Raw genomic sequence first — 26606 nt, 5'->3', positions numbered from 1 at the left:
GTGCCAGTCATCTTCCGGAGCAAGTTCCCCATGGCACGCACCCATATCCTCGGCTTTCCCCGCATCGGCGAACGCCGCGAACTGAAATTCGCCCAGGAGGCCTTCTGGCGCGGTGAAAGCAGCGAAGCCGCGCTGCGCGAAGTGGCCGCGCAGCTGCGCGGCCGCCACTGGCAACTGCAGGCCGAGCGCGGCCTGGACACCGTCGCCACCGGCGACTTCGCCTGGTATGACCAGATGCTCAGCCTGACCGCGCTGCTCGGCGCCGTGCCGCGCCGCTTCGGTTTCGACCCGGCGCAGCTGACGCTGACGCAGTATTTCGAGCTGGCGCGCGGCAACCGCGAGCAGCCGGCAATGGAAATGACCAAGTGGTTCGACACCAACTACCACTACCTGGTCCCCGAGCTGGATAGCGACACCACCTTCGACGGCGGCCCGGCCTGGTTCTTCGAGGAAGCCAATGAAGCGCTGGCGCAAGGCCTGCGCGTGCGCCCCGTTCTGGTGGGCCCGGTCACCTACCTGTGGCTGTCCAAGAGCCACGTGGCCGGCTTCGACCGACTCTCGCTGCTGCCGCAGCTGGTGCAGGCCTACCGCCGCATCCTTGGCCAGCTGAAGGCGCGCGGCATCGAGTGGGTCCAGGTCGACGAGCCCGCGCTGTGCCTGGACCTGGAGCCCGCATGGCTCGACGCCTTCGACAGCGCCTACGAAGGCCTGCGCGACGCGGGCCCGAAGCTGCTGCTGGCGACGTACTTCGACACCGCCGCCGACCACGCCGCACGCGCCGCCGCGCTGCCGGTCGACGGCTTCCATATCGACCTGGTGCGCGCGCCGGATCAGCTGGCTGCATGGCAGGCCGCGCTGCCGGCGCATGCCGTGCTGTCCGCCGGCGTGATCGACGGCCGCAATGTCTGGCGCACCGACCTGCGCCGCGTGCTTGACACGCTGCGCCCCGTGCAGGCGGCGCTCGGCGAGCGCCTGTGGCTGGCGCCGTCCTGCTCGCTGCTGCATGTGCCGGTGTCGCTGGCGCATGAAGCGCGCCTCGATGGCGAACTGAAGTCGTGGCTCGCCTTCGCCACCGAGAAGCTCGACGAGCTGCAGGTGCTGGCACGCGCGCTCAACGAAGGCGATGCCGCCGTCGCCGCGCAGCTGGCGGCCTCTGACGCCGTGCAGGCGTCGCGCCGGCAATCGCGCCGCGTGGTCAACCCGCGCGTGCAGCAACGCCTGGCCAGCGTCACCGCCGACATGTCTCGCCGTGCCACCCCGTTCGCGCAGCGCATCGAGCGCCAGCGCGAGTCGCTGCAGTTGCCGCTGCTGCCGACCACCACCATCGGCTCGTTCCCGCAGACCGCGGCCATCCGCCAGACTCGTGCGGCGTTCAAGCGCGGCGACATCGGCGCGCTGGAGTACCTGGAACGCATCCGCGCCGAAATCGCGCTGGCCGTGCGCAAGCAGGAAGAACTGGGCCTGGATGTGCTGGTCCACGGCGAGGCCGAGCGCAATGACATGGTCGAATATTTCGGCGAACAGCTGTGCGGCTATGGCTTTACCGGGAACGGCTGGGTGCAGAGCTATGGCTCGCGCTGCGTCAAGCCGCCGGTGATCTACGGCGATGTGTACCGGCCGGAGCCGATGACGGTGGACACCACCCGCTACGCGCAATCGCTGACCGAGCGGCCGATGAAGGGCATGCTCACCGGTCCGATCACCATGCTGCAATGGTCGTTCGTGCGCGACGACCAGCCGCGCGCCACCACCGCACGCCAGCTCGCGCTGGCGATCCGCGACGAGGTGTGCGACCTGGAACAGGCCGGCATCCGCGTGATCCAGATCGACGAACCCGCGCTGCGCGAAGGCCTGCCGCTGCGCCGCGGCGACTGGGACGCCTACCTGGACTGGGCAGTCACCGCTTTCCGCCTGTCTGCCAGCGGCGTCAAGGACCAGACCCAGATCCACACGCATATGTGCTACGCCGAGTTCAACGACATCCTGCCGTCGATCGCGGCACTGGACGCCGACGTGATCACCATCGAGACCTCGCGCTCGGCAATGGAGCTGCTGGAAGGCTTCGGCGACTTCGACTACCCGAACGAGATCGGGCCCGGCGTCTATGACATCCACTCGCCGCGCGTGCCGTCGGTGCAAGCGATGGAGCGGCTGCTCGACCGTGCCTGCGAGGTGGTGCCGCCGCGGCGCCTGTGGGTCAACCCTGACTGCGGCCTGAAGACGCGCGCCTGGGAAGAGACCGAGGCGGCGCTGGCCAACATGGTCAGTGCAGCGCGCGCGCTGCGCGCGCGCTGGACCAGCCCCGGCGCGATGGCGTGGAAGCGGGTCGCCAAGCCGGCCGGCCATGTCGGTGCGGCGCCTGCCGGCGGCACCGCTTGCACCGGGTGCGCGACGCACGCGCACTGAGCGAACGCGCGCGTCATCGCCGAAAACAGCCGCCGGCAAGAAGAAGGCCGCATGCCCATCAGATATACCCAAGATCCGGGAGCGCAATTCCTTCGGCAATGACCCGCGCGACATCAAGGGGGATATCCGTGGTCAGCCGGGAGAGGTTTCGCCGCTGATACTTCCTTCTGTTTGGCAACCCATACGGCGTTGGCGGCACATACCATAGGCTGGATGAGCGTGGTGAGGTGTCCCCCCAGGACTCACCGCGTTTGTCCCGCCGCGTCTGCAGCTCCGCGGCGGGGCTTTTCTCGATGATCGTCGGGCCCTTCGCCCTCTTTCCCACCCGCGGCCTCATTGCGATGGTTACCCGCCTGCTGGCAATCAACCGCCTTGTCGGTCAACCGCAAGGCTTTTGCCCTCGCTTATGCCGCAGGCACGGCGATGGATTCACCGCAAGGAGGAACGGGCGGCGGATATCTGCGACCAGCCGGATGCAATCGATGCAGAGGATTGCAAGGTGCTGATCCGATACGAAATCAGGAAGGGGCCGAGGCGGATAGCCATCATGAAGCGTGGCTGACCGATATCCCATGGCCGAAGGCATACATCGACGCAAAGACTCGCAGGCATGCGGCCTTCTTTTCTTGCCAGCAGCAGCGTTGCCGACTTAGTTCACGCGTATCACCGGGGGCGGCATCCAGCTGCCATCGAGCAACCCCTGCTCCGGCCAGTACGCGCGCAGCATCATGTTCAGGCCGTCGGGCGGGGCCGGCAGCCAGTTGGCGGCCCGGGATCCCGCCGGGCGTTCGTGCTGGATATAGATGTCGAGCGAGCCGTCGCGGTTGTAGCGCAGGCGGTCGCGGCTGCCGATGGCATAGCGCTGGATCGGGTTGGGGACAAACGCCTGGTGGTCGTCGTAGAGCGTCAGCGACCAGAACGCCCGCGCCGGCGGCAATTGGCCCTTGTCGAAATGCAGCACGTAGCGCGCGCCGCCCTGCAGCGGCGTGCCGTTGGCATCGGTCCGTGTCGACGCGTAGATCGCATCCTCCGGCAGGTTGGCGCCCAGCCCTACCGACGCGGTCACAGCGCGGCGGCCGTAGTTGGTGCCATAGTTGCCGAGATCGCGGTGCATGACCCAGCCGTTGCCGGCATCGGCATTGCCCTTGCGCGCGCCCTGCACGATCGCCGCCAGCGCCGCGGTCGCGCCCTCCTGCACCGCGCGCGCGGTGGTCGGTTCCATCACCGTGGTCTTGAACGGCACGCCGGGATGGATGCCCATGCGGCGCAGCTTCTCCACCATGGCGCTGTCGGCCGGCGCCGGCGGATTTGCCGGCAGCAGCGCGGCAAAGCGCGTGAAAAAGGCCTGCGCGTCCATCGCCGCGACCTGCTCCACCGGCGAACTCTGCGTATCGACCGCTGCGGCGCGCGGCGCGGGCCGCTCAGGCACGCGGCGGCCGCCGCCCCAGGCTGACAGCGGCGTCAGCCGGTACTGGTCCTGCAGCCGGTGCACCGCCGAAAGATCCTTCTTGTCGTTGACCTGGGTACGCCCGATCAGCCAGACCATCGACGTCGGCGAGCGGATTTCCTGCACGCCCTTGGGCAGCGTGCCGCGCCAGTCGGGTCCGGTGATGGCGAAATTGCCGCGACGGGTGCCGGTGGTGCGCATGCCCGGCGAGGCAAACACATTGGTCCACGCATCCAGCAGCGGCATCAGGTAATAGCGCCCTTGCGTGTCGGGCACGGACAGGATCACCGGCTCGCGCGACAGGTCCAGCCATGCCGACGAATACAGCGTATCGGCATTGGGGCTGACCACGTCGGTGAAGCTGGGATCCGGGAACGTGCGCTTGTGGCTGAAGGTGTTGACCGGCGTGCGCAGCGTCATCAGCTCACGCGTCACGTCCATCAGCACCAGCGGATAGGCATAGGTAAAGACCTCGGCCGACAGGGCTTTCATGGCCAGGTCGGACGGCGGCTGCTCGACGGCGGCGGTTTGGATGGTGGCTGAATCCGGCGCGCTGGCGCAGCCGGACAGCATGACAGCGAGCGTGACCGCGCTCGCCATAAGACGAAATGAAGGCTTCATGACCCCGTTCCCGATTCTTGCGCCTTGTCCGGGCGTTGCGGCTATGACTGCCAGCATGTCGTCCCGGAGGCGCATCTGTTTGCTCCCGCATCTTGTCCCTCCCCTTGCGCCGTGTCAATTCCTCGCACGCAGGGGAGAGAGGGCGATCACACCAAAGGGAGGGCGTCCACGGAACGTGGATGATAAAGCACCTCCACAACGCAACGGAATCACCCGATCAGGACCTGAAAACAGCGCACGATACCTACCGCTCAATACCGCATCTGCACATCATCGACCTTGCCCGTGCGCGCGTTGTACAGGCAGGCATAGTGAAAACCGATCGCCGACGAGCTGTCATCGGGCTCGAACACGCCTTCGCCGTTGACCGAGGTCTGCGCGTCAGGCCGCTGGTAGTACTGCTCGCGATCGGCCATCAGCATGACGCTGCCGGGCTGCGGATAGCGGCGCTTGAGCGCTTCGGCAACGGCCGGCACGCAGGCGATGGAGGCGGCCCTGGACACGGCCTGGGGATCGACCGTGATCCGCGTGGTGGCGGGCGGGACCGGGCGCGGCGCGGTTTGCGGCGGCGTAGCGCAGGCGGCGAGCAGGCACGCCAGCGGCAGGCACAGGATTGAAACTCGTATCACGCGGACCTCCTCCCAGCGGAAGCGCGCACGCTGGCGCCCTCCCAAAAAGTGAAGCGGAGCCATCAGATTAATGCCTTCGGGCGGAAAAGCCAAAGCCGCGCGTCCCTGGCATCTCCGGATTTGCCCGCGATTGCGAATCTTCCAACACGGCTAAACTATCGGCTCCCGGCGCCGGCGCGCAGCGCGCGGCGCCGCAAGACACCACGATGCCGACACAATGACAGCCACAGAGACAAGCGGCGCACGCCCTGCCACTACCACCATTCCCGCGCCATTGCTGCGCAATGCCGCCAGCCTGCTGGTCGTGCGCGACGCGCCCACCGGCATGGAAGTCCTGCTGGTCCGCCGCGTCGAGCGCGCCAACGACCGCAGCAGCGGCGCCTATGTGTTCCCCGGCGGCACGCTCGACGCGCTGCAAGACAAGGCGCTGCATGCGCACGCCCACGGCCTCGACGACATCGCCGCCAGCGAGCGCCTGGGGCTGCCGGCTGGCGGCCTGGACTTCTATGTTGCCGCGGTACGCGAATGCTTCGAAGAAGCCGGCCTGCTGTTCGCCTACGGCAACGACGGACGCCTGCTGCCTCCCGATGCCCTCGACGCCGGACAGCAGACGCTGCTGCGCGCCGCCGTGCAGCGCGGCGGACCCGGCCTGGCGCATGCATGCGAGCAACTCGGGCTGCGGCTGGCTGCCGACCGGCTGGCCTACCACAGCTACTGGCTCACGCCGCCGGGCCTGCCCAAGCGCTTCGATACGCGCTTCTTCGTCGCGATCGCGCCGGAAGGCCAGCAAGTGATCGCCGATGGCAACGAGATCGTCGAACACCGCTGGATCCGCCCTGCCGAAGCCGCCGATCCCGCCAGCGGCCTGCCGATGATGCACGTCACGCGCCGCACGCTGGCGGCGATCGCGCAATTCGAGAACGCCGAGGCCTGCTTTGCGTATGCGGCGCAGCTGCGCGGCATCGCCTGCATCATGCCGCGCCTGGCCACCGGCGCCGCGGGCGTGCGGCCGGTGATGCCCAACGAAGCGTGCTATGCCGAGATCGGCCGCATCGACCCCGAAGGCCGGCACCATGGCCGTTACGAGCTATGCCCCGGCTTGCCGGTGCAGCTGTCCGGGCGCGTCTGGCGCGTGACCGCGAACAACGGCAGCGTGATGACCGGCCCCGGCACCAACACCTACCTGGTGGGCGGCGGCGCGCGCAACGAATGGGCCGTGATCGATCCCGGCCCCGATGACGCCGAACATGTGCGCGCCATCCTGGCCGCGGCACCGGGCCCGATCCGCTGGATCTTCGCCACGCACACGCACCTCGACCATTCTCCGGCGGCGGCCGCGCTGCAGGCTGCGACCGGCGCAACGGTGCTGGGCCGTGGCGCGCCCGCAGGCCAGTGGCAGGATGCGGGCTTCGCGCCGCAGCGCGAACTCGCGCACGGCGAGCGCATCGCCCTCGGCGACGGCTGCACGCTGCGCGTCTGCCATACGCCGGGCCACGCGTCGAACCACCTCTGCTACCTGCTCGAAGAAGAGAAGACGCTGTTTACCGGGGACCACGTGATGCAGGGCTCGACGGTCGTGATCGGTCCGCCTGACGGAGACATGCGCGCCTATCTCGAGTCGCTGGCTGCCCTGCAGCAAGAAGACCTGGAATGGCTCGCCCCCGGGCACGGCTTCCTGATCGCGCGCCCGCAGGACGCGATCCGCCTCCTGGTCCGCCACCGGCTGCAGCGTGAAGCCAAGGTCGCGGCTGCGCTGCGCGAACTGGGGCCCGCGCCGATCGAAGCGCTGGTGCTGCGCGTCTATGACGACGTGCCGCCGCGCATGCACCCGGTCGCGCAGCGCTCGCTGCTTGCGCACCTGCTCAAGCTGCGGGATGAAGGCAAGGCACGCGAAGCAGACGGGGACTGGTCGGAGGTGGCGGCATAGCCGCCGTAAGCGGCCGCAAAGTTTTTTTCGCGCACCCCTTGCGCAATCCCGAAATTCCGCTACAATTCGGCCTCTCGTGTGCGGCTGTAGCTCAGTTGGATAGAGTACTTGGCTACGAACCAAGGGGTCGTGGGTTCGAATCCTGCCAGCCGCGCCACCTATGCAGAAGGGAAAAGGGCTTCCGGAAACGGAAGCCCTTTTTTCATGGCGCCTCTTCGCGAAATTTGCGCCCCATCCTGTGCGCAAGCGCTCGCCGCCACTCTGAAACTACCACCGGTACCTCGCGCCGACCGTACCCCCCGGATTGCGCCCCGCCTTCACCTTGAACCACAGCTTCACGCCGGTTGCCGTGTTGCCGTGCGCGCCGATATTGAACGAGAACAGCCCGCGCAGCAGGTCGGCATCGATCTTCGTGCCGTTGATGTTGATGCTTTGCTTGCGGCTGTCCTGCCACCAGTCGGCTTCAACGAACGGATAGATGCCGGCCAGGCGTGTCGGCTGCGCGCCATAGAGCCGTATGCCGATGCCGGTGGCACTGGAATCGCCGGGCATGCCCTGCGCCTGCACGCCGCTGACCGGCGACATTCCGGGCTGATAGGCCAGCTGCAGCCGCGGCTGGATCGTCAGGCCGCCGGCGCGCGGCACCACTGCATCGACAGCCAGCGCCATGGTGCGCACGCTGCCGTCGACAAAGCCGCTGGCGCTGGTGACATCGTCCAGGTGCAGCGTCAGGCGGCGCGGGCGATCGACCACGGCGGCGGGATCGCGGTCCACGACGGCCGGGCCCGGCGCGTCGTCGTCCGGTCCCGCTCCCATCGCAAGCGGCAATGACGACGAAGGCTCGGGCGACCGCGTCGCGTACTCGACGGTGACCGGTTCGGGGGCACTACTGAAGAAGGTGGACGCATTGGCCGGTATGTCGGCGTCGGCCACCAGCGCCTCGGGTGCCTCGGCGACCGGCGCTGGCGCGGCCCGCGCCTGCAGCGGCTGGTCCCAGCCGGAGACGCCCTGGCTGTCGACAACCCTTTCCGGAACCGCATCATCCGCGTGGGCCAGCGCACACATCAGCACGGCCAGGATGCTGCAGCATTGCAAGTGGTGCCGGATCAGACCCGGATGCGTGGCACACGGGTGCCACCCGGGGCAAGACCCCGCCTCCTCCCTCTCGCTCGATGATGACAAGACCATAGTCATGGCAACCACCTTCGGACGTTATATCTGCCTGCCCGATGAGCTTGAGGATAGGTCAATCCGCCTGCTTGCGTTAGCGGGGAATGTTGGTCTCCGCGCGCTGGCAATGGCCGCGTTCCGGACGACGACCGCGGTCGGACATGCGGCGACGCACGTCGGCTCGGATGGCCCGGATCAAATCGCCGCGGCTTTGCGCTTTAAATGCCCCTTTTCGTCAATAATGGCGAGAATGACGAATCTCCCATGCACTGCCCGGCTCGCGGCCGCCGGGAGCAACACCGATGGCTCAGTGGCAACGCGCGCGCCGGCGTAACGCCGCGACGGCAGCGCGGCGTGGCAACAGCCTGCAGCGCAAGCTGGCGATCGCGACGGCGGTCGGCGGGCTATGCACGCTCGTGCTGGCCGCGCTGGTGATCGCGCGCTCGTTCGGCACCTTCATGGCCGCACGGCAGAACCTCCACGACATTTCGGCATACCGTGGCGTGCTCGACGCCGCCAACGTGCTGTCCGCCGAACGGGGGCCAGCCAACAGCGTGCTGGGCGAACCGCCGCTGGCCGACAGCGCCGCGCGCGCACGCCTGCGCGCCATGCGCGCGCTGAGCGACGCCGCGCTGCAGCGCCTGGCCGCCCCACCCGCGCCGCCCTTCGGGCTGCACAGCCACCACCTGCCGGCGCTGATGGTCGAGCGCGTGCGCGAGCGGCTGCAACGGGCGCGCGCCGAGATCGACCAGCTGGCCGCGCGCCCACTTGCAGAACGCGACATGGACGCGATCCGCCATGCGATCGAGAGCATGTTCAACGTGGTCGACATGCTGCAGCCGGCCATCGCGTGGCAAGTGCGCGAATTGTCCGCGTGTCACGAAGGTCTGGCGGCAGCCGCCCTGACCGGCAAGATGCTGGGCGACCTGCGCGAGTATGGCGGGCGCATCGCCTCGCAGATCATGGCGCCCGTGGCGGCGCGGCAGCCGATGCCGGTGCAGAGCCTGGTCGATGCCACGCGCTCGCGCGGACGGCTGCTCGAACTATGGCAGCTGGCCGGCCCGGCGTACAACATGTTCGGCGACTCGCCCGCGCTGGATCACGCCTACGCCGACACAAATCACCAGTTTTTCGGACAGGGCATGGCGATGATCGACAGCCTGGTCGCGCAAGGACGCGCGTCTGGCCATTATTCGATGACGCCCGAGGAACTGACGAATCGCTACGTGCGCACGCTGGAACCGCTGGAGCGGCTACGCCGCGTGTTCCTGGACGAGGTGGTCGCGCATTTCGCCGCCACGCGCGCGCAGGCGCTGCGCGAGCTGGCGGCCGCCTGCGGCGCAACGGCGCTGATCCTGGCGGTACTCGGCTACATCCTGGTGTTCGCGCAGCGCTCGGTGTTCCTGCCACTGCTGCGCGCGCGACGAAGTGATCGGCCTGGCCGAGGAACGCGGCCATCCGGACTACGCCTCGCCGCCTGCAATGGCCCCGCGCATGGCCACGCGCGCAACGGAAATGCGGCCCCTGTTCGATGCCATCGATATCCTGCGCCGCAAGCTGCGCGAACGCGCCTCGCTGACGGCCCAGCTGGAGCACCAGGCACGCACCGACAGCCTCACCGGGCTGCTGAACCGGCGCGCGCTGGAGCTGGTGGCGGCCCGCTACCCGGCGCAGCACAGTGCCAGCCTGGTGCTGATCGACGTCGATCGCTTCAAGCAGATCAACGACCGCCATGGCCATGCGGCCGGCGACGAAGTGTTGCGCGAGGTGGCAACGCTGATGCGCGCGCTGGTACCGCCGGAGAGCATGCTGGCCCGCTTCGGCGGCGAGGAATTCGCCCTGCTGCTGCCGCATGGCCGCCCGGGCGAGGCCGCCGCGCAGGCCGAAGCGCTGCGCGCGGCGCTCGCCCGTGCCCCGGTGCGCATGCCCGGCGGCAAGTCCCTGCAGGTGACGGCCAGTTTCGGCGTCGCGATCGGGCACGGCGGAGCACGCCACTGGCAGCAGCTGTTCGCCGCGGCCGATGCCGCGATGTACCGGGCCAAGGCGGAGGGACGCAATTGCGTGCGCGAAGCGCAATGCAATGAAGAGGCACCGGCGGCCTGAGCTTGCCGGCGGAATTTCGATCGGCGGGGCTCCGCGAACGAGACCCTGGATCGAGACCCTGGACGAGACCCGTAAACGACGAAAGGCTCGCTTGCGCGAGCCTTTCCGAATATTGGTGCCCAGAAGAGGACTCGAACCTCCACAGTGTTGCCACCGCTAGGACCTGAACCTAGTGCGTCTACCAATTCCGCCATCTGGGCTTCGTTTCGCTGCATTGCTGCTGCGTTGCGAAGAAGAAAATTATGCCGCCGATACAAGACGTTGTCAACAGTCCTGCACAAAAATCTTCGTGGGCATGCTGCGTGAACCTACTGCTCGCCACCCCGCCGCATGAAATCCACGTGCGCCGGCCGTCCGGGCAACTGCAGCGCCACCGTCGCAGGCGGCGTGGCGGCGATGGTCTTGCCAGCCCGCAGCACGCGCAGCCGCGTGGCGCGCAGCCGGATCGCCTCGACCGGGTCGCGCGCCTGCAGCAGCACCAGGTCGGCCCTACAGCCCGGCGCGATGCCGTAGCCGTCCAGACCAAGGATGTGCGCCGGCGCCGTGGTCACCGCTGCAAAGCAGGCCCGCATCGCCTCCTGCCCGGTCATCTGCGCCACATGCAGGCCCATATGCGCGACTTCAAGCATGTCGCCCGAGCCCAGGGCGTACCACGGGTCCATCACGCAGTCGTGGCCGAACGCGACCGGCACGCCGGCCGCCAGCAGTTCAGGCACGCGCGTCATGCCGCGGCGCCTGGGGTAGCTGTCGTGCCGCCCCTGCAGCGTGATGTTGATCAGCGGGTTGGCGATTGCCGCGACGCCGGCCTCGCGCATCAGCGGGAGCAGCTTGGACACGTAGTAGTTGTCCATCGAGTGCATCGAGGTCAGGTGCGAGCCGGCCACGCGGCCATGCAGGCCGAGCCGCACCGTCTCGCTCGCCAGCGTCTCGATATGGCGCGACAGCGGGTCGTCGCTTTCGTCGCAATGCATGTCGACGCGCAGCCCGCGCTCGGCCGCCAGCTCGCACAGCAGCCGCACCGATTCCGCGCCCTGCGCCATGGTGCGCTCGAAATGCGGGATGCCGCCGACCACCTCGACGCCCATGTCGAGCGCGCGCGTCAGGTTCTGCAGCGCGCCGGGTGCGCGTAGCACGCCGTCCTGCGGGAACGCCACCAGCTGCAGGTCGAGGTAAGGACGCACGCGCTCGCGCACGTGCAGTAGCGCTTCCACCGCGAGCAGGCGCGGGTCGCAGACGTCGACGTGCGAGCGGATCGCCAGCAGCCCGCGCGCCACGGCCCAGTCGCAGTAGGCCAGTGCGCGTTCGACCAGCGCTTCCTGCGTCAGCATCGGCTTGAGTTCGCCCCACAGCGCAATGCCTTCGAGCAGCGTGCCGGACTGGTTCACGCGCGGCAGCCCGTACGACAGCGTCGAGTCCATATGGAAATGCGCGTCGACGAACGGCGGCGTCACCAGCTGGCCGGCGGCATCGATTTCCTCGGCGGCCCGCGCGGCCAGCGCCGGTTCCACCGCGGCGATGCGGCCTTCGGCAATGCCGATATCGATGCCGGTGCGCCCGTCGGGCAGGTTGCAGTGCCGCAGGATCAGGTCGAGCATGGCGTCTCTTGAAGGGGAAGGTTCAGACGGAAAGCATGGCGCATGATCGCATGGCCGCGCGGGGCGCAGGCAGCACGCGTGCGGACGGTACGGACGATGCGCTCACCCCTGCCTGTCAGCCAGCACCTGCATGGTCATGGCCTCGGGCGCGAGGCCGCAGCCGCGCAGCAGCAGCGCCACCAGGTGCTCGGTCGCCTGCGCATAGTCCTGCCGCCCCAACTGGCTCACACCGAGCACGGCGCAGACCTGCGACTCGAAATCGGCATAGGTCTGCGTTGCGGCCCAGATGGTAAAGAACAGGTGCTGCGGGTCCACCGGTGCCATCTGGCCGCTGTCGATCCATTGCTGCACCACCGCGGCCTTGCGCGCCACCAGTTCGCGCAGCGCATGGCGCAGGATCTCGCCGATCTCCGGCGCGCCGTGCAGCAGTTCGTTGGCAAACACGCGCGAGGCGTCGGGATGGCTGGCGGACAAGCGCATCTTGGCGCGGATGTACTGCTCCAGCGCCACCTGCGGCGGCAGTTCGGCGCGGATGATATCGGTCTCCGACAGCCACAGCTGCAGCGTGTGGGCCAGCACCGCGCGGTACAGCGCCTGCTTGGTGCGGAAGTAGTAGTGCAGGTTCGACTTGGGCACGCCGGCGCGCGTCGCGATCTCGGCCATGGTGGCGCCGGCAAACCCCGCGCGCGCGAACACGTACTCGGCCGCGCGCATGATCATGGCCTGGTTTTCCTGCCGGATGCGGCCGGCAGGCCCTTCGTGCGCAAGCGGTATGCCATGCGCCGGCAGCGCCCGGCGCGGTGTGGCGCTGGCGCCCGGGTCCATCACCGTGTGCCGTAGAGGCGGTCGCCGGCATCGCCCAGGCCGGGCACGATGTAGCCGTGCTCGTTGAGCGTCTCGTCGATCGCGGCGGTGACGATCCCCACTTCGGGATGCGCGGCACGCAGCGCGCGCAAGCCCGGACGCGAGGCGATCAGGCACACGTATTTCATGGTGGTGACGCCCGCCTCCTTCAGCCGGTTCAGCGCGGCAATGGCCGAGTTGCCGGTGGCCAGCATCGGATCGACCACGATGACCATGCGCTCGTGGATATCTTCCGGCATCTTGAAGTAGTACTCGATCGGCTCGAGCGTCTCGGGGTCGCGGTACAGCCCGATATGACCGACGCGCGCCGCCGGCAGCAATTCCAGCATGCCGTCGATGAAACCATTGCCGGCACGCAGGATCGACACCAGGCACAGCTTCTTGCCCGACAGTATGCGCGACTGCGTCGGCGCGATTGGGGTGCGGATGGAAATGGTTTCCATCGCCAGGTCGCGCGTGGCTTCGTAGGTCAGCAACTGGCTGATCTCGCGCACCAGGCGGCGGAAATTGTCGGTGGTGGTTTCCTCGCTGCGCACCAGCGTGACCTTGTGCTGCACGAGCGGATGGTCGACGACCAGCACGCCGGGCATGCCGGCAGCGTTGTCGTCGCGGCCGGCTACACCGGGAACAGCGTCGGGAACAGCGGGAACAGCGGACATGTCGTTCATGGGGACGCTCCTGATGCCATGTTTGAAGCCACGTTATCCAACGCAAACCTTGCAGATCGCGGAACGCGATCGCGGCGGGCGCAGGGGCGCCCGCCGTGCTCAGAACACGGTGCCGTCGCTGACGATGCTGAACGGCGGCGCACCGCCCGGGCGCCGCTTGGCGGCGATGCGCCGGCCTGCGGCCCAGGTGCCGCCTTCCAGCACGCGCGCCAGCGGGAAGTCGGCTTCCGCCAGTCCCAGCGCCTGGCGCACGCCATCGGCCACCAGGTCCAGGCCAGTCACCGTCAGCGCGCGCCATTCGACGATCACGGGCTCGTCCACCGCATGCGGCTCGGCGATAAAGGACGCATCGCGCGGCACCATCAGTTCGAAGTCGAACAGCAGGCCGCCGTTGCGGTACTCAGGCAGCCCGGTCAGCGCATCCAGCCCGGTGACCGTCAGGCCCGCATCTTCCAGTGGTTCCAGCAGCGAATAAGTCAGCCACTGCGTGAGCTTGTGGAATGGCACCAGCCCGCCGGGCGCGGCAGGATGGTGCCAGCAATCGCCCAGCGACACACCCTCGACCACGATACGCCCCGGCCAGACCGGCCCCAGCCCCACCAGCAGCGTGCGCAGCAGAAAGCTGGCGTCGAGCCGCTCGTTGACCGCATGTGCCTTCAGGTAGTCGAACAGGTTGCCCAGCCGCGCGGGCCGCCCGAACAGCGCCGGCGTAGCTTCCATCACCTCGCCCAGCCGGCGCAGCAGCCCGGCGCGGCCTTCCAGGCCCACCAGCGGGTTGTGCTGCGCTACCTGGAAGGCGTGGGCGATGCTGTCGGCATCGATGCGCTGCAGCCGCTCGGCATCCGCGCGCAGCGGGTCGCCGGGCGCCGCGGAAAAGCCGCCGCGTGCGAACAAGACGAAGCTGGCCACGCCCAGCCCCTCGGAGCGGGTCAGCACCAGGTCGCTGGCCGGATCGCGGTAGCGCCAGTCGGGGCCCGCGCCGGCGTCGAGCAGTACGCTCGGGATCACCAGGTCGATGCCGATGCGGGCGCGCTCTTCGCGGTGCTCGGGCCCGCTCAGGCCGGCGCGCTCGCACAGCACCTGCCAGCGGTCCACACGCTGGTCGACGCCGCCGCTCTCGAAGTGGCGCCAGCGGCTGTGATAAGGCACCTGCAGGTCCGGATAGCGCTGCCGGATGGTGCTGGCCACGTAGTCGGCGATCGCGTGGATGCGGTCGGGGTGCCAGGTAAACAATTCGGACGCGCCGCTGGCCACGTGCTCGGTGACCGCCGCGCAATGTGTGCGCACGGCCTCCGCGCACAGCAGCGCGGAAGCGGGGTGCCCTTCCGGCACGGGGCTGAGCCAGCCCCCACCCGGACGCATTTCCTCGCCTGCTCCCCGACGGTCCATGCCGCCACGATCCTCTTCGGGATACATTGTCATTCGTTCAACCCCCTGCCCTTTGCCAGGGCCAGTTCATCGGCATCTGGCGGCGTGTAGCGCGTAAAGTAGCCGGCCGCCACCTTGGCGTCGATCTCGACACGGGCGTCCGCCGGGATCAGGGTTTCGGGGATCGCCACCTGCTCGACCACCTCGATGCCCTGCGCCACCAGCGCGCCATGCTTCATGTTGCTCATCGACGCCCAGCGGTCGATGCGACGGATGCCCAGCCAGTGGAACACATCCGGCATCAGCTCCTGGAAACGCATGTCCTGCACGCCTGCCACGCATTCGGTGCGGGCAAAGTAAGTCTCGGCGCGGTCGCCACCCGCCTGCCGCTTGCGGGCGTTGTAGACCAGGAACTTGGTCACCTCGCCCAGCGCGCGGCCCTCCTTGCGGTTGTAGACCACCAGCCCCACACCGCCCTGCTGCGCCATCTCGATGCACACTTCGATGCCATGTGCCAGGTATGGCCGGCAGGTACAGATGTCTGACCCGAACACGTCGGATCCGTTGCATTCATCGTGCACGCGGCAAGCCACTTTGGTCTCGGGCTTGCCGAGCTGGCTGACGTCGCCGAAGAAGTACAGTGTCATGCCCCCGATGGGCGGCAGGAACACTTTAAGGTCGGGCCGCGTGACCAGCTCCGGGAACATGCCGCCGGTCTGCTCGAACAGGCTGCGCCGCAACACGCTCTCCTTGATGCCGAAGCGCGCCGCCAGCCCCGGCAGGTACCAGACCGGATCGACCGCCGCCTTGGTCACGCGCACGTCGCCATTGGCATAGAGGATGCTGCCGTCTGGCGTCAGCCGGCCGGCAGCCATCGCCGATATCAGTTCGGGCATGTTGATATGCGCGCGCGTGACGGCAATGGTCGGGCGGATATCCACGCCCGCCGCAATGCGGTCGGCGAAGACGGAGGAAACGAGGTGGCCCCAGGGATCGAGCGAGACGATCTTTTCCGGATCGGCCCATTGCGGGTGCGGGCCGATGGCCTCGGCGGGTGCGGTATCGGTCAGGTCGGGACGATGGTCGCGCTGCAGCGAGCCGCTGGCGACCGCCAGTGCGCGGTAGATGGCGTAGGCGCCGGCATGGGTGCCGATCACATTGCGCTGCGCGGGATTCGCCAGGCTCGCGATCACTGGTCCGCGTTCGGCTGCGGTGGGCGCCCCCCAGTGGATCGGCTCGGCCGGCTTGCCGCGGCGTGCGTGCGAAGTGAGGACGATATGGTCGGACATGGCACCCTCGGTTCCGATGGAATCCTGACCAAACGGTCAGGTTTACACTTCCATACTAGGCAACGTTCATGCCATCGCCCAATGCCGGTTTACGTGAGTTTTGCCGCGCTCCGTATGGAGCCGTACGCAAGCGGGGCGACGCGCATGCACGCAGGGCGTGCCGGGGACATGACGCCGACGGTGCGCGCGCACCAGCAGGAGGCAACGCCGCGCGCGCAGGGTTGCAAGCCTTAGACAGTAGGACGGCTCGCCGATCCGCGCGAGTCTGACAGCCAGGCCCACGCCGCCCGCAGCCCGGCCAGCGGGCTTGCGCTCTCCACGTAGCGATGGAACAGCGCGCCGGCAACGTTGCTCAGTGCCCACGCGGCCGCCATGCCCAGCGCGTTCAGCAACGGCTCCCCAGGCGCAAGGTTCGACACCAGCGCGTTGACCAGCAGGCACACCGGGAAGTGCACCAGGAAGACCGAATAGGAAATGCGGCCGAAGAAACCGACCACATGGCCGCGCGGCCAGCGCTCCATCCAGCCGCCGCGGCGGGAGATGGCCAGCAGCAGCGCGGTGGCCAGCGCCACGGCGATGCGCAAGCGGAAATCGACGATCAGCGCCGCCAGCGCCACCGCGCCGATCACCAGCATCGGCATGGCCGACCGGCCCGGGTTCGAGGCCCACCATGCCAGCGTGCCCATGCCATAGGCGCCGAAGAAGTACACCGCCCAGATATCCCAGGCGGCATCGCGGTTGAACCAGAACAGCGACGCGACCGCCAGCAGCGCGACCACGCCGATGCCGGCAACGGCGCCCGCCTGCGCCTGACGCGGCGCCAGGGCGCGTGCGGCCCACAGCGCCACCAGCAGCAGCCCGAACAGCTGGAGGTCGATCGCGACGTACCAGACACCGGCCGAGAGCGCATCAACATCCAGCACGTTATGCAGCAGCGTGAGGTGCGCCAGGAACTGCGTCAGGTGCGCAGGTGCCGGGATCGATTCATGGATCATCCACTGCCGCGCCAGCGCGGAGCCGGCAATGCTCAGCAGCAGCGCGACGGCGAATGGCACCACCAGCTTCAGGTAGCGGCGCCACAGCATCGCCAGTGGATGTTCGCGGGTTTCGAGCCGGCCGTGCGGTGCCAGGCTGCGCGCGGCCAGGAAGCCGCTGATCACCAGGAACACCTGGACTGCGATGCGGGCGTAGTCATACAGCCAGTCCACCACCCCCGGGGCCAGGCGGTAGGCAGTGTCGGACATCGGACCGTAGAAAGCGAGGTGATGCAGCACGATCAGCTGGGAGCTGACCGCCTTGAGCGCGTCGATGCAGGGCAGGCGTGACGGACGGGGGCTCATTGTTCTTGGGATCTGACAAAGCGCACGGAAGGCGCGATTCTACCTGTTTGCCCCGATTGACATGTGGCGTCGCATCCACAAATTGCGGATTGGTTACACACTGGCAACGATTGTTGCCCTTTGCCTGCTTTGGGCTTCCATGTCTCACCGGAGAGGCATTTGCTTATGACGACTTTATCCTTCGCCCAGCGAAGGCTGGGGTATACCCTAGCGTCTTTGCCGCACCGCCGGCCAGCTATCCGGTTTCCCGAATGTCCGTCTCTGTCCTGTCTTCCCTGCTTGCCCCTTTGTCCAGCGCGCGTCGCCCCCTTGCGGCGCTCGCCTTCGGTGTCATGGCCGCCGCGCTGACGCCGGCTGCGGCCAATGCCCAGTCGCAAACTCCCGTGCTCGACAAGATCCGCGATTCCGGCACCATTGTGCTGGGCTACCGTGAATCGGCGCTGCCCTTTTCCTTTGCCGACGACAAGGGCCAGCCGGCCGGCTACGCGGTCGATCTGTGCCTGCGCGCCGCCGAAGCGGCGCGCCAGAAGCTGGGCCTGAAAGACCTGAAAGTGCGCTGGATGCCACTGACGCCGCAGAACCGCATTCCGGCGGTGGTCAACGGGCTGGTCGACCTCGACTGCGCCCCCAACACCAACTCGCTCGAGCGCCAGAAGCAGGTGGCCTTCAGCGTCTCGCACTATGTCTCGACCGTGCGCATGCTGGTCCGCGCCGACTCTGGCATCCGCTCGCTTGGCGACCTGCGCGGCAAGACCGTGGTCACCAGCGCGGGCTCGACCGGCGACCGCCACGTGCGCCGCCTGAAGGGCCAGTACGGCTACCACGACGTCTACGCCAAGGACCATGGCGAGTCGTTCCTGCTGCTCGAATCCGGCCGCGCCCAGGCCTTCGTGATGGATGACGTGCTGCTGGCCGGACTGCGTGCGCGCGCCAAGGATCCGTCGCAGTACTTGATCGTGGGCCCGTCGCTGTCGGTCGAGCAGAACGCGCTGATGTTGTCCAAGGCTGATCCGGAATGGAAGCGCCTGGTCGACCAGGCGCTCGCCACTGCCTTCACCGGCCCGGACGTGGTCGCGCTGCAGAAGCGCTGGTTCCAGCAGCCGATCGGCAGTCGTGGCATCAACCTGGCGCTGACGCCTTCGGGCGAGGTGCGCGCGGCGTGGAAGCATCCTTCCGACGCCGTCACCGAGTAACCCGGATCCCGCCAGCAAAGACCCCGCCCGCAGCCGGACCGCGGCCGCAATTCAGGGTTTCCATGAGAGTGCCGCGCCGGGCAAGCCCCAAGTTGACAGCGACAAACGATGTTGGCGACACTGGCCCGAGCCATCCCTGCGTGGGATAGGCCACATACACGACCGCCCGACGGCGGCATTTCTCAGGAGAAACCATGAACAAGTTTGTCGCGACCGCGATCGCGCTCTGCCTCGGCGCCGCCTCGCTGGCCGCCCAGGCGCAGGGTACCGGCAAGAAGCAGTTCGATCCGTATTCCCAGGGTGCAAAGTCGGGCGAGAAATTCGACCCGTACTCGCAGGGTGCCAAGGCCGGCGACAAGTTCGACCCGTACAGCCAGGGCGCGAACAAGAGCACGCGCAGCGACCTGAACCCCGCCGCTCCGGCCGCCGAGCCGAAGCCGGCGAAGAAGTCCTCCAAGCCGAAGGCCAAGAAGAAGGCCGCTCCGGCGCCGGCCGCCAGCTGAAACGGCAATGGCTCCGACGAAAAAACCCGCCGAGGCGGGTTTTTTTGTGCCCTGCGCGGGCCAACGCCACTTTATGGCGCCTGCGTGTCGCGCTCCAGCGCGGTGACGTCGATGCGCTGCACATTGCCGTCCTGCCGCACCTCGGTGCGCAGCACGAAGGCTTCGGACGGGCAGTACCAGTCGGTCACGAGCATCAGCGAGGGTTCGACCTGCACGACTTCCTCGCCCACCATCACCGGCCCCAGCGAAGTGCGCTTCTCATAGGTGATCGGCAGGCATTCCTTGCGCCCCATCACGGTTTCGATCACCTGGCGCCGGCCCACCTGGCGCGAGCCGATATGGATCGATGCATGCAGGGCGCGCATGGTGCTGACCACTTCGTCGGAGCCGAGGGGATAGACCTTGAGCGATACGCTGGACTGGAACGTCTCGCCTTCGAGCCTGCTGCCTTCGCGCAGATCCATGCCGGCGTAGTTGAAGACGCCCTTGCCCCGGAACGAGGCTTCGCCGTACATGCGCGCATAGCGGGCGCGGGCATTGATGATCGCACGCTGGCTTTCGATGCTGGTCTCGTCATCGGGCGTGCGCCGGTCGATCACGACCTCATGCACCTGTTCCATGATCACCGGCGGCCCCATCAGCGCCGACATCGCCGACTTGGAGCTGACCGTCAGCTGCGCGCGGCAGCCGGATGCGCTGCGCCCGACATCGCGCAGCGTCATGCGGATCGACATCGGCATGGCGCCGTCGCCCTCCAGCTGCACATGCGAGCCGGAGCGGAACCATGGCGCGTTGCAAAGCACGGCCGCCGCCGACGCGGCCATCTGCGTGGCAGCCACCTGCGCGGCGGCATTGACGGCTGTCGCGGCGGCACCGGCGGGCGCCGCCGGCTGCGCCGCTGCCGGCATGGCCAGCAGCGTGGACGCCACTGCGGCAAGGCTGGCAAGCCGGTACTGTTGCGCCTTTGTCTTCACATGAATCCCTGTCTAGAATGACCTGGCGCCCCCGATATCCCGCCCGGCCTGCCACGCGTCCGCCTGGCCACTCAGATTATTGGTGTTTTTCGTGCAAGTGGCTATCTCGCTGACCCTTAGCGGTGGCCAGGGCCACATGCCTGAGGCCGCCGGGCTGTTCCCGTGTACCGGCCCGCGCGGGCCCAGAGGGAGGTTCCATGCTTCAGTACTACGCGAAACTGTGGTGGGTGGTCGCCCTGCGCGGCCTGTTTGCGCTGGTCTTCGGCTTCTGCGCGTTCTTCGCGCCGATCGCCACGCTGGCCGCGCTGGTGATCGTATTCGGCGCCTTTGCCGCGGCCGACGGGCTGATGGCCCTGGTCATGGCCATCTCCGGCAGGGACCGCGAGACCAGCGACCGCTGGATCCTTGCGCTGCAGGGCCTGCTCGGCCTCGGCGTGGGCGCGCTGACATGGTTCAGCCCGGCTATCACCGCGCTGTCGCTGCTGGTCTACATCGCGGTATGGACGCTGGCCACGGGCGTGCTGCAGATCGTCGCCGCGATCCGGTTGCGCAAGGAGATCCCCAACGAATGGTGGCTGATCCTGGCGGGCCTGGTCAGCATTGCCTTTGCCTTCCTGGTACTGTGGCAGCCGCTGGCGGGGGCGCTGGCGGTGCTGTGGATGATCGGCGCATGGGCCATCGTGTGCGGCATCCTGCTGATCGCCGTCGCGTTCCGCCTGCGCCGCGCGCGTCCGGCCGCAGCGGGCGTCCAGGCGGCCTGAGCGCCATCCTGCGGGCCTACCGGCGCTCGCCGCCCGCCCGTCGTGCGGAGCGTGGCGTCTCAAGGGGCACCCCGTCGCCGTGCTACCATTGCCCGCCGCGCGTGCCTCCGCCGCGGCTGTGGCGCCCCAGGCGCTCGGCAACGGCTGTCGGCGCGGCCATCCAGCATGTCTTCCGGCTTGCCCTGACCAGGTCGCCGGTTGGCTGTCCACCAATGGACGGCCTGATGCGTTGTGATGGCTTCCCGTCATCGCGCACCCACGCAAGACCATCCCAATCCGTCGTCTTTCCAGGAGTTCTATGCGTAGTTCATCGACCTCGCGGTATGCCGGGCTGTCGGTTGGTGCCACCACCAGTGCTGTCGTGCTGGTCAGCCTTGCCGTACTGCTGGTCTGGTTCGGCACGCTCGACATGCGCCACCTGCTGCGCTCCGACGAGGGCCGCTACGCCGAAATCGCGCGCGAGATGTTCGTCACCGGCGACTGGGTGACGATCCGCTACCACGAATTCAAGTACTTCGAGAAACCACCCTTCCACCTGTGGGTGACCTCGCTGGCCTATACGCTGTTCGGTGTCGGCGACTGGCAGGCGCGCCTGTGCGTAGCGTTGTCCGGCCTGCTTGGCCTGGGCGTGACCATGTTGGCCGCGGCGCGCTGGTATGGGCAGCGCGTGGCGCTGCTAGCCGGACTGGCGCTGCTGGCGGCACCGATGTGGAATGTCGCCGGGCATTTCAATTCGCTGGACATGACCCTGGCCGGCGCGATGGCGTGCGTGCTGGCCTGCATGCTCATCGCACAGCACCCGGACGCCACGCCCGCGGCGCGCCGCAACTGGATGCTGGCGTGCTGGGCCGCCATGGGCGTGGCAGTGCTGGTCAAGGGGCTGGTCGGGCTGGCCTTGCCCGGGCTGGTGCTGGTGGTCTATACCCTCGCCACCCGCGATCCTGGCCTGTGGCGCAGGCTCCATCTGCTGGCCGGCACGGCGGTGCTGCTCGCGGTCACCGTGCCGTGGTTCTGGCTGGTGTCGGTGCGCAACCCTGAATTCCCGCATTTCTTCTTTATCCACGAGCACTGGCAGCGCTATACCTCGCATGTCCACCAGCGCGAAGGCGCGATCTGGTTCTTCGTGCCGCTGCTGCTGGCCGGGTTCCTGCCCTGGCTGGGGCTTGCACCACAGATGTGGCAGGCGGTGCGCGAGCGCGCCGGCGTCGCGCGCGGCACTTCGCCGCGGCCGTTCCAGCCCGCGCTGCTGGCGGCGCTGTGGGCCGTGACGATCTTCGTGTTCTTCAGCCTGTCGGGATCCAAGCTGCCGGGCTATATCGTGCCGATCTTTCCGGCACTGGCGCTGCTGGCGGGCGTGGCGCTTGACACGGTCACGGAACGCGCGTGGCGCTGGCAGGTCAATGCCATGATTGCGCTGGGCGTGATCGGGCTGCTGGCGTGCCCCTTCGTTGCCATGCTGGACAAGCCGAGCACGCCGAATGCCGTGTACCGCGAATTCACCTTCTGGATCGCCATTGCCTTTGCCATCATGCTGGCCGGGGCCGTGGCTGCCCGGCGCCTGCTGCGCACACGCGGCGTATTTCCCAGCATCGTGGTGTATGCGCTGGCGATGTTCGCCTGCTGCACGGTGGCGCTGCGTGGCCACGAGGCGATGGGCCGGCCCAGTTCCGGCGCGGACCTGGTGCCGGCGATCAATGCGGTGCTGACGCCGCAGATGCCGCTGTACAGCGTCGGCATGCTGGACCATACGCTGCCGTTCTACCTGCGCCGCACCGTCATCATGGTCGCGCACCGGGACGAACTGGCGTTCGGCATCGGGCAGGAGCCGCGGAAGTGGATCCCCACCATCGACGGCTTTATCTCGCGCTGGCAGGACGGCCAGCGCGCCGTGGCGATCATGATGCCCGAAACCTACAAGATGCTGGCGGCGCGCGGCGTGCCGATGCACCGGATCGCCGGCGACCGCCGGCGCGTGGCGGTCGCCAACTTTGCACTGCCGGGCGAGGGCCCGCACGCGCCATCCCAAGGACAGTAACCCTGCACGACCTGGCGCCATGACGCTTTCGACTTTCCTGTTTATCGTTACCGGCGTGCTGCTCAACGCAGCCGCCCAGCTGCTGCTGAAGGCCGGCGTCAACGCCATCGGCGCGATCACGCTGGATCGCGGCACGCTACTCGTCACGGCGCTGCGCGTGCTGACGCAATGGCCGGTGCTGGCCGGCCTGACCCTGTACGTGGTCAGCGTCGGCGTGTGGATCGTGGGGCTGTCGCGCGTGGACGTGTCGGTCGCCTACCCAATGCTGTCGCTCGGCTATGTGGTCAACGCGCTCGCCGCCTGGTGGCTGTTCGGCGAGATGATCGGCCCCTTGCGCGTGGCCGGCATCCTGCTGATACTGGCTGGCGTCTTCCTGATCGCCCGCTCCTGACCTGGCCACCCTGGCTTGCCTGACCTGCCTCACCGACCGGGACCGATTTTTCGCGGATTTTTTGTCGATCTTTCGTTTTTAAGCCCATGACTGCTCCTGCTTCCGACTTCCTGCCCTTTGTCCGGCCTGAAATCGATGCCGCCGCCATCGCCGACGTCGGCAAGGTGCTGGCCTCCGGCTGGATCACCTCGGGGCCGAAAATGCAGGCCTTCGAGGCCGCACTGTCGGACCTGTTCGGCGGACGGCCGGTTCGCACTTTCGCCAACGGCTCGGCGACGATGGAAATCGCGCTGCGCATTGCGGATATCGGCCCTGGCGATGAAGTCATCACCACCCCGATCACCTGGGTCGCCACCGCCAACGTGGTGATCGCGGTCGGCGCGCGCCCGGTGTTCGTCGACATCGACCCGCGCACACGCAACCTGGACCTGGACGCGGTCGAGGCCGCGATCACGCCGCGCACGCGCGCGATCATGCCGGTGTACCTGTCAGGCCTGCCAGTCGACATGGACCGGCTCTACGCCATTGCTTCGAAACATGACCTGCGCGTGATCGAAGACGCCGCCCAGGCGATCGACTCGCGCTGGCAGGGCCAGCGCATCGGCGCTTTCGGCGACCTGGTCAGCTTCAGCTTCCAGGCCAACAAGAACATCACCACCATCGAGGGCGGCTGCCTGGTGATGAACACGCCGGAAGAAGCCGTGCGCGCCGAACGCCTGCGGCTGCAGGGCGTGATCCGCACCGGCTTGGACGGCATGGACGTGGAAGAACCCGGCGGCAAGTTCAACCTGACCGACGTCAATGCCGCGGTAGGCCTGGCGCAGCTCGGCAAGCTCGACGCCATCACCGCGCGCCGCGCCGAACTGGCCGAGGCCTACTTCCGCTGCGCCGCCGACAGCGGCCTGGCGGAGCTCGGCATCGAGCTGCCGCGGCCGCTCGATGCGCAGGCCGCCACCACCAACTGGCACATGTTCCAGGTGGTGCTGCCGACGGGGCGCCTGCAGGGCGGTCCGGCGCAGGCGCGCCAGCAGGTCATGGCAGCCATGCGCGAGCGCGGCATCGGCACCGGCGTGCATTACCCGCCCGTCCATCTTTTTACCTACTACCGCTCGCTCGGCTGGCGCGAAGGCATGCTGCCGCATGCCGAACGCATCGGGCGCGGCATCGTCACGCTGCCGCTGTTCCCGGCGATGCAAGCCGCCGATGTCGAGCGGGTCTGCGCAACCCTCAGCGAAACATGCAAACGTCTCTCCAAATGAGCCCGGTCGAAGTTTCGGTCGTCATTCCGGTCTACAACGAAGAAGACGGGCTGCAAGCCCTGTTCGACCGCCTTTATCCGGCGCTGGATGGCCTTGGCAACTCTTACGAGGTCATCTTCATCAACGATGGCAGCACCGACCGTTCGGCGGCCCTGCTGGCCGCGCAGTTCCACAAGCGCCCGGACGTGACCCGGGTGGTGCTGTTCAATGGCAATTTCGGCCAGCACATGGCGATCCTGGCGGGCTTCGAGCATACCCGCGGCAGGATCGTCATCACCCTCGACGCCGACCTGCAGAACCCGCCGGAAGAAATCCCGCGCCTGGTCGAGGCGATGCGCGCCGGCCATGACTACGTCGGCACCATCCGCCGCCAGCGCAATGACACCGCGTTCCGTCGCTACGCGTCGCGCGCGATGAACCGGCTGCGCGAGCGCATCACCAAGATCCGCATGACGGACCAGGGCTGCATGCTGCGCGCCTATGACCGCAACGTGATCGACACCATCAACGCCTGCCGCGAGGTCAACACCTTTATCCCCGCGCTGGCCTATACCTTCGCGTCGAATCCCATCGAGATCGAGGTCGGCCACGAGCAGCGCCACGCGGGGGAATCGAAGTATTCGCTGTACCAGCTGATCCGCCTGAATTTCGACCTGGTGACCGGCTTCTCGATCGTGCCGCTGCAGTGGTTCTCGGCAATCGGCACGATCCTGTCGCTGTTTTCAGGCGTGCTGGTGGTAGTGCTGCTGGTACGGCGCTTCCTGTTCGGCTCTGAAGTCCAGGGTGTGTTCACGCTGTTCGCCATGAACTTCTTCCTGATCGGCATCCTGCTGTTCGGCCTGGGCCTGCTGGGCGAGTACGTCGGCCGCATCTACCAGGAAGTGCGCGACCGGCCTCGTTACCGCATCAAGGCGGTGCTGGAGGCCGACCCCGCGCGCGCCGCATCGGCCCCCGCGCAGGTGGAGCGATAATGCGCGCCGTCGTCTTCGGCTATCACAATGTCGGCGACCGCTGCCTGCGGGTACTGCATGCGCGCGGCGTCGAAGTGGCGCTGGTCATCACGCACCGCGACCGTCCCGACGAGAACATCTGGTTCCGCCGGGTTGCGGACACCGCCGCCGAGCTGGGCCTTCCCTTCCTCTACGGCGAGGACCCCGCCGACCCCGCGATCGCGCAGGCAGTGCGCGATGCGCACCCGGACGTGATCTTTTCCTTCTACTACCGCGCAATGATTCCCGCGGCAGTGCTGGCGCTGGCCCCTGGCGGCGCCTTCAACATGCACGGATCGCTGCTGCCGAAGTATCGCGGCCGCGTGCCGGTGAACTGGGCGGTGCTGCACGGCGAGACCGAAACCGGCGCCACGCTGCATGCGATGGAGGCCAGGCCCGATGCCGGCTATATCGTCGACCAGACCGCCGTGCCGATCCTGCCGGACGACACCGCCGGCGAAGTCTTCGAGAAGGTCACCGTGGCCGCCGAACAGACCTTGTGGCGCGTATTGCCGGCGATGATCGCCGGCAATACGCCACAGCGGCCCAACCCGCTTGAGGAAGGCAGCTATTTTTCCGGACGCAAGCCGGAAGACGGCCGCATCGACTGGCGCCAGCCGGCTGCCAGTGTCTACAACCTGATCCGCGCGGTCGCGCCGCCCTATCCCGGCGCGTTCACCGAGGTGGCGGGGGAGCGCTTCATCGTGGCGCAGGCACGCCGCCTTCAGGCCGGCTCCGCCAGCGCCGCCGGCGGGTTGCCGCCCGGCCTGCACGTGCATGACGGCAGGATCGTGGGCGTGTGCGGAGATGGCGGTGCGGTGCTCATCACCGAATTGCTGGCGCATGACGGGGCGCCGGTCACGCCCGATACCTTTTCCCAGATTCTCAGAAAACAAACGAACGAGGAACACCGATGAAAAAGGTCCTGATTCTCGGCGTCAACGGCTTCATCGGCCATCACCTGACGCGCCGCATCCTGGAAACCACGCCGTGGGAGGTCTACGGCATGGACATGAACACGGACCGCCTCGGCGACCTCGTCGACCACCCGCGCATGCACTTCTTCGAAGGTGA

General features: G+C 67.8%; 23 protein-coding genes and 2 tRNA genes. 13 read left to right on the top strand and 12 right to left on the bottom strand.

Going from position 1 to position 26606, the window contains the following annotated elements; all coding sequences use genetic code 11:
- The first annotated feature begins 30 nt into the window (after positions 1 to 30).
- On the top strand, positions 31 to 2406 hold the full coding sequence (gene metE, locus J8I34_RS27475; protein WP_209807460.1) for a 5-methyltetrahydropteroyltriglutamate--homocysteine S-methyltransferase: 2376 nt from the start codon (positions 31 to 33) through the stop codon (positions 2404 to 2406).
- A 649-nt stretch (positions 2407 to 3055) separates the two neighbouring features.
- Here the strand turns inward: metE and J8I34_RS27470 are convergent.
- Both J8I34_RS27470 and J8I34_RS27465 read right to left on the bottom strand, forming a co-directional pair.
- Positions 3056 to 4474 carry a DUF1254 domain-containing protein gene (locus tag J8I34_RS27470; protein WP_209807459.1) on the bottom strand — a complete coding sequence of 473 codons (1419 nt, stop codon included), beginning with the start codon at positions 4472 to 4474 and terminating at the stop codon, positions 3056 to 3058.
- A gap of 251 nt (positions 4475 to 4725) precedes the next feature.
- Positions 4726 to 5103 carry a short-chain fatty acid transporter gene (locus J8I34_RS27465; RefSeq protein WP_209775627.1) on the bottom strand — a complete coding sequence of 126 codons (378 nt, stop codon included), beginning with the start codon at positions 5101 to 5103 and terminating at the stop codon, positions 4726 to 4728.
- A gap of 217 nt (positions 5104 to 5320) precedes the next feature.
- Here J8I34_RS27465 and J8I34_RS27460 point away from each other — a divergent pair, with 217 nt between their 5' ends.
- Together J8I34_RS27460 and J8I34_RS27455 are read left to right on the top strand one after the other, a co-directional pair.
- Positions 5321 to 7030 (top strand): MBL fold metallo-hydrolase, encoded by a 1710-nt coding sequence (locus J8I34_RS27460; RefSeq protein WP_209807458.1) that lies wholly within the window; start codon positions 5321 to 5323, stop codon positions 7028 to 7030.
- 80 nt (positions 7031 to 7110) lie between these two features.
- Positions 7111 to 7187 (top strand) — tRNA-Arg (locus J8I34_RS27455).
- Positions 7188 to 7297: 110 nt separating this feature from the next.
- Here the strand turns inward: J8I34_RS27455 and J8I34_RS27450 are convergent.
- Complete coding sequence (locus J8I34_RS27450; protein ID WP_369796521.1) at positions 7298 to 8125, bottom strand: hydrolase; 828 nt, start codon at positions 8123 to 8125, stop codon at positions 7298 to 7300.
- Positions 8126 to 8604: 479 nt separating this feature from the next.
- The gene (locus tag J8I34_RS34880) at positions 8605 to 9057 is read right to left on the bottom strand and encodes a hypothetical protein (RefSeq protein WP_245176167.1); all 453 of its coding nucleotides are present in this window, start codon (positions 9055 to 9057) and stop codon (positions 8605 to 8607) included.
- Positions 9058 to 9628: 571 nt separating this feature from the next.
- On the opposite strand from J8I34_RS34880, the gene J8I34_RS34875 reads away from it, so the two are divergent.
- Positions 9629 to 10303, top strand: a complete 675-nt coding sequence (locus tag J8I34_RS34875; RefSeq protein WP_371748149.1) for a GGDEF domain-containing protein — start codon at positions 9629 to 9631, stop codon at positions 10301 to 10303.
- A 113-nt stretch (positions 10304 to 10416) separates the two neighbouring features.
- Here the strand turns inward: J8I34_RS34875 and J8I34_RS27440 are convergent.
- From J8I34_RS27440 to J8I34_RS27410, 7 genes are all read right to left on the bottom strand, one after another.
- A tRNA-Leu gene (locus J8I34_RS27440) sits at positions 10417 to 10503 on the bottom strand.
- A 108-nt stretch (positions 10504 to 10611) separates the two neighbouring features.
- Positions 10612 to 11898: an amidohydrolase family protein gene (locus J8I34_RS27435; protein ID WP_209807457.1), complete on the bottom strand. Its 1287-nt coding sequence runs from the start codon at positions 11896 to 11898 to the stop codon at positions 10612 to 10614.
- 102 nt (positions 11899 to 12000) lie between these two features.
- On the bottom strand, positions 12001 to 12723 hold the full coding sequence (locus J8I34_RS27430) for a TetR/AcrR family transcriptional regulator (protein WP_035878448.1): 723 nt from the start codon (positions 12721 to 12723) through the stop codon (positions 12001 to 12003).
- Positions 12723 to 13430, bottom strand: coding sequence for a uracil phosphoribosyltransferase (gene upp, locus J8I34_RS27425; RefSeq protein WP_209775623.1), 708 nt, complete (start codon positions 13428 to 13430; stop codon positions 12723 to 12725). Before upp ends, J8I34_RS27430 begins: the two co-directional genes overlap by 1 nt.
- A gap of 99 nt (positions 13431 to 13529) precedes the next feature.
- Positions 13530 to 14852, bottom strand: a complete 1323-nt coding sequence (locus J8I34_RS27420; protein WP_029049246.1) for a URC4/urg3 family protein — start codon at positions 14850 to 14852, stop codon at positions 13530 to 13532.
- Complete coding sequence (locus J8I34_RS27415; protein ID WP_029049245.1) at positions 14849 to 16087, bottom strand: GTP cyclohydrolase II; 1239 nt, start codon at positions 16085 to 16087, stop codon at positions 14849 to 14851. The genes J8I34_RS27420 and J8I34_RS27415 overlap by 4 nt, the downstream gene beginning before the upstream one ends.
- Before the next feature lie 230 nt (positions 16088 to 16317).
- Positions 16318 to 17427 (bottom strand): acyltransferase family protein, encoded by a 1110-nt coding sequence (locus tag J8I34_RS27410; protein WP_209775622.1) that lies wholly within the window; start codon positions 17425 to 17427, stop codon positions 16318 to 16320.
- A 251-nt stretch (positions 17428 to 17678) separates the two neighbouring features.
- Here J8I34_RS27410 and J8I34_RS27405 point away from each other — a divergent pair, with 251 nt between their 5' ends.
- Positions 17679 to 18620 carry an amino acid ABC transporter substrate-binding protein gene (locus tag J8I34_RS27405; protein WP_209807456.1) on the top strand — a complete coding sequence of 314 codons (942 nt, stop codon included), beginning with the start codon at positions 17679 to 17681 and terminating at the stop codon, positions 18618 to 18620.
- Positions 18621 to 18814: 194 nt separating this feature from the next.
- Complete coding sequence (locus tag J8I34_RS27400) at positions 18815 to 19123, top strand: hypothetical protein (protein WP_029049242.1); 309 nt, start codon at positions 18815 to 18817, stop codon at positions 19121 to 19123.
- 71 nt (positions 19124 to 19194) lie between these two features.
- On the opposite strand, the gene J8I34_RS27395 is transcribed toward J8I34_RS27400, so the two are convergent.
- On the bottom strand, positions 19195 to 20097 hold the full coding sequence (locus J8I34_RS27395; RefSeq protein ID WP_029049241.1) for a hypothetical protein: 903 nt from the start codon (positions 20095 to 20097) through the stop codon (positions 19195 to 19197).
- 197 nt (positions 20098 to 20294) lie between these two features.
- Between J8I34_RS27395 and J8I34_RS27390 the strand changes: the two genes are divergently transcribed.
- The 7 genes from J8I34_RS27390 to J8I34_RS34870 all read left to right on the top strand — a co-directional run.
- Positions 20295 to 20858, top strand: a complete 564-nt coding sequence (locus J8I34_RS27390; RefSeq protein ID WP_029049240.1) for an HdeD family acid-resistance protein — start codon at positions 20295 to 20297, stop codon at positions 20856 to 20858.
- A 298-nt stretch (positions 20859 to 21156) separates the two neighbouring features.
- Entirely contained in the window at positions 21157 to 22893 is a 1737-nt protein-coding gene (locus J8I34_RS27385; RefSeq protein WP_209807455.1) for an ArnT family glycosyltransferase, read from the top strand.
- Positions 22894 to 22912: 19 nt separating this feature from the next.
- A complete protein-coding gene (locus tag J8I34_RS27380; protein ID WP_029049238.1) occupies positions 22913 to 23284 on the top strand; it encodes an EamA family transporter in 372 nt (123 codons plus the stop codon).
- An 86-nt stretch (positions 23285 to 23370) separates the two neighbouring features.
- Positions 23371 to 24543: a DegT/DnrJ/EryC1/StrS family aminotransferase gene (locus J8I34_RS27375; RefSeq protein WP_029049237.1), complete on the top strand. Its 1173-nt coding sequence runs from the start codon at positions 23371 to 23373 to the stop codon at positions 24541 to 24543.
- Entirely contained in the window at positions 24522 to 25514 is a 993-nt protein-coding gene (locus tag J8I34_RS27370) for a glycosyltransferase (protein ID WP_029049236.1), read from the top strand. Before J8I34_RS27375 ends, J8I34_RS27370 begins: the two co-directional genes overlap by 22 nt.
- Positions 25514 to 26449, top strand: coding sequence for a formyltransferase (locus J8I34_RS27365; protein ID WP_209775619.1), 936 nt, complete (start codon positions 25514 to 25516; stop codon positions 26447 to 26449). The genes J8I34_RS27370 and J8I34_RS27365 overlap by 1 nt, the downstream gene beginning before the upstream one ends.
- Positions 26446 to 26606, top strand: a 161-nt coding sequence (locus J8I34_RS34870) for an NAD-dependent epimerase/dehydratase family protein (RefSeq protein WP_245176170.1), incomplete at its 3' end; no start/stop codon positions are given. The genes J8I34_RS27365 and J8I34_RS34870, both read left to right, overlap by 4 nt.

It is taken from the genome of Cupriavidus phytohabitans (assembly GCF_017815025.1).
GTDB lineage: Bacteria > Pseudomonadota > Gammaproteobacteria > Burkholderiales > Burkholderiaceae > Cupriavidus.
The sequence above is the reverse complement of the archived record's forward strand: the minus strand, read 5'-3'. Positions and strand labels throughout refer to the sequence as shown.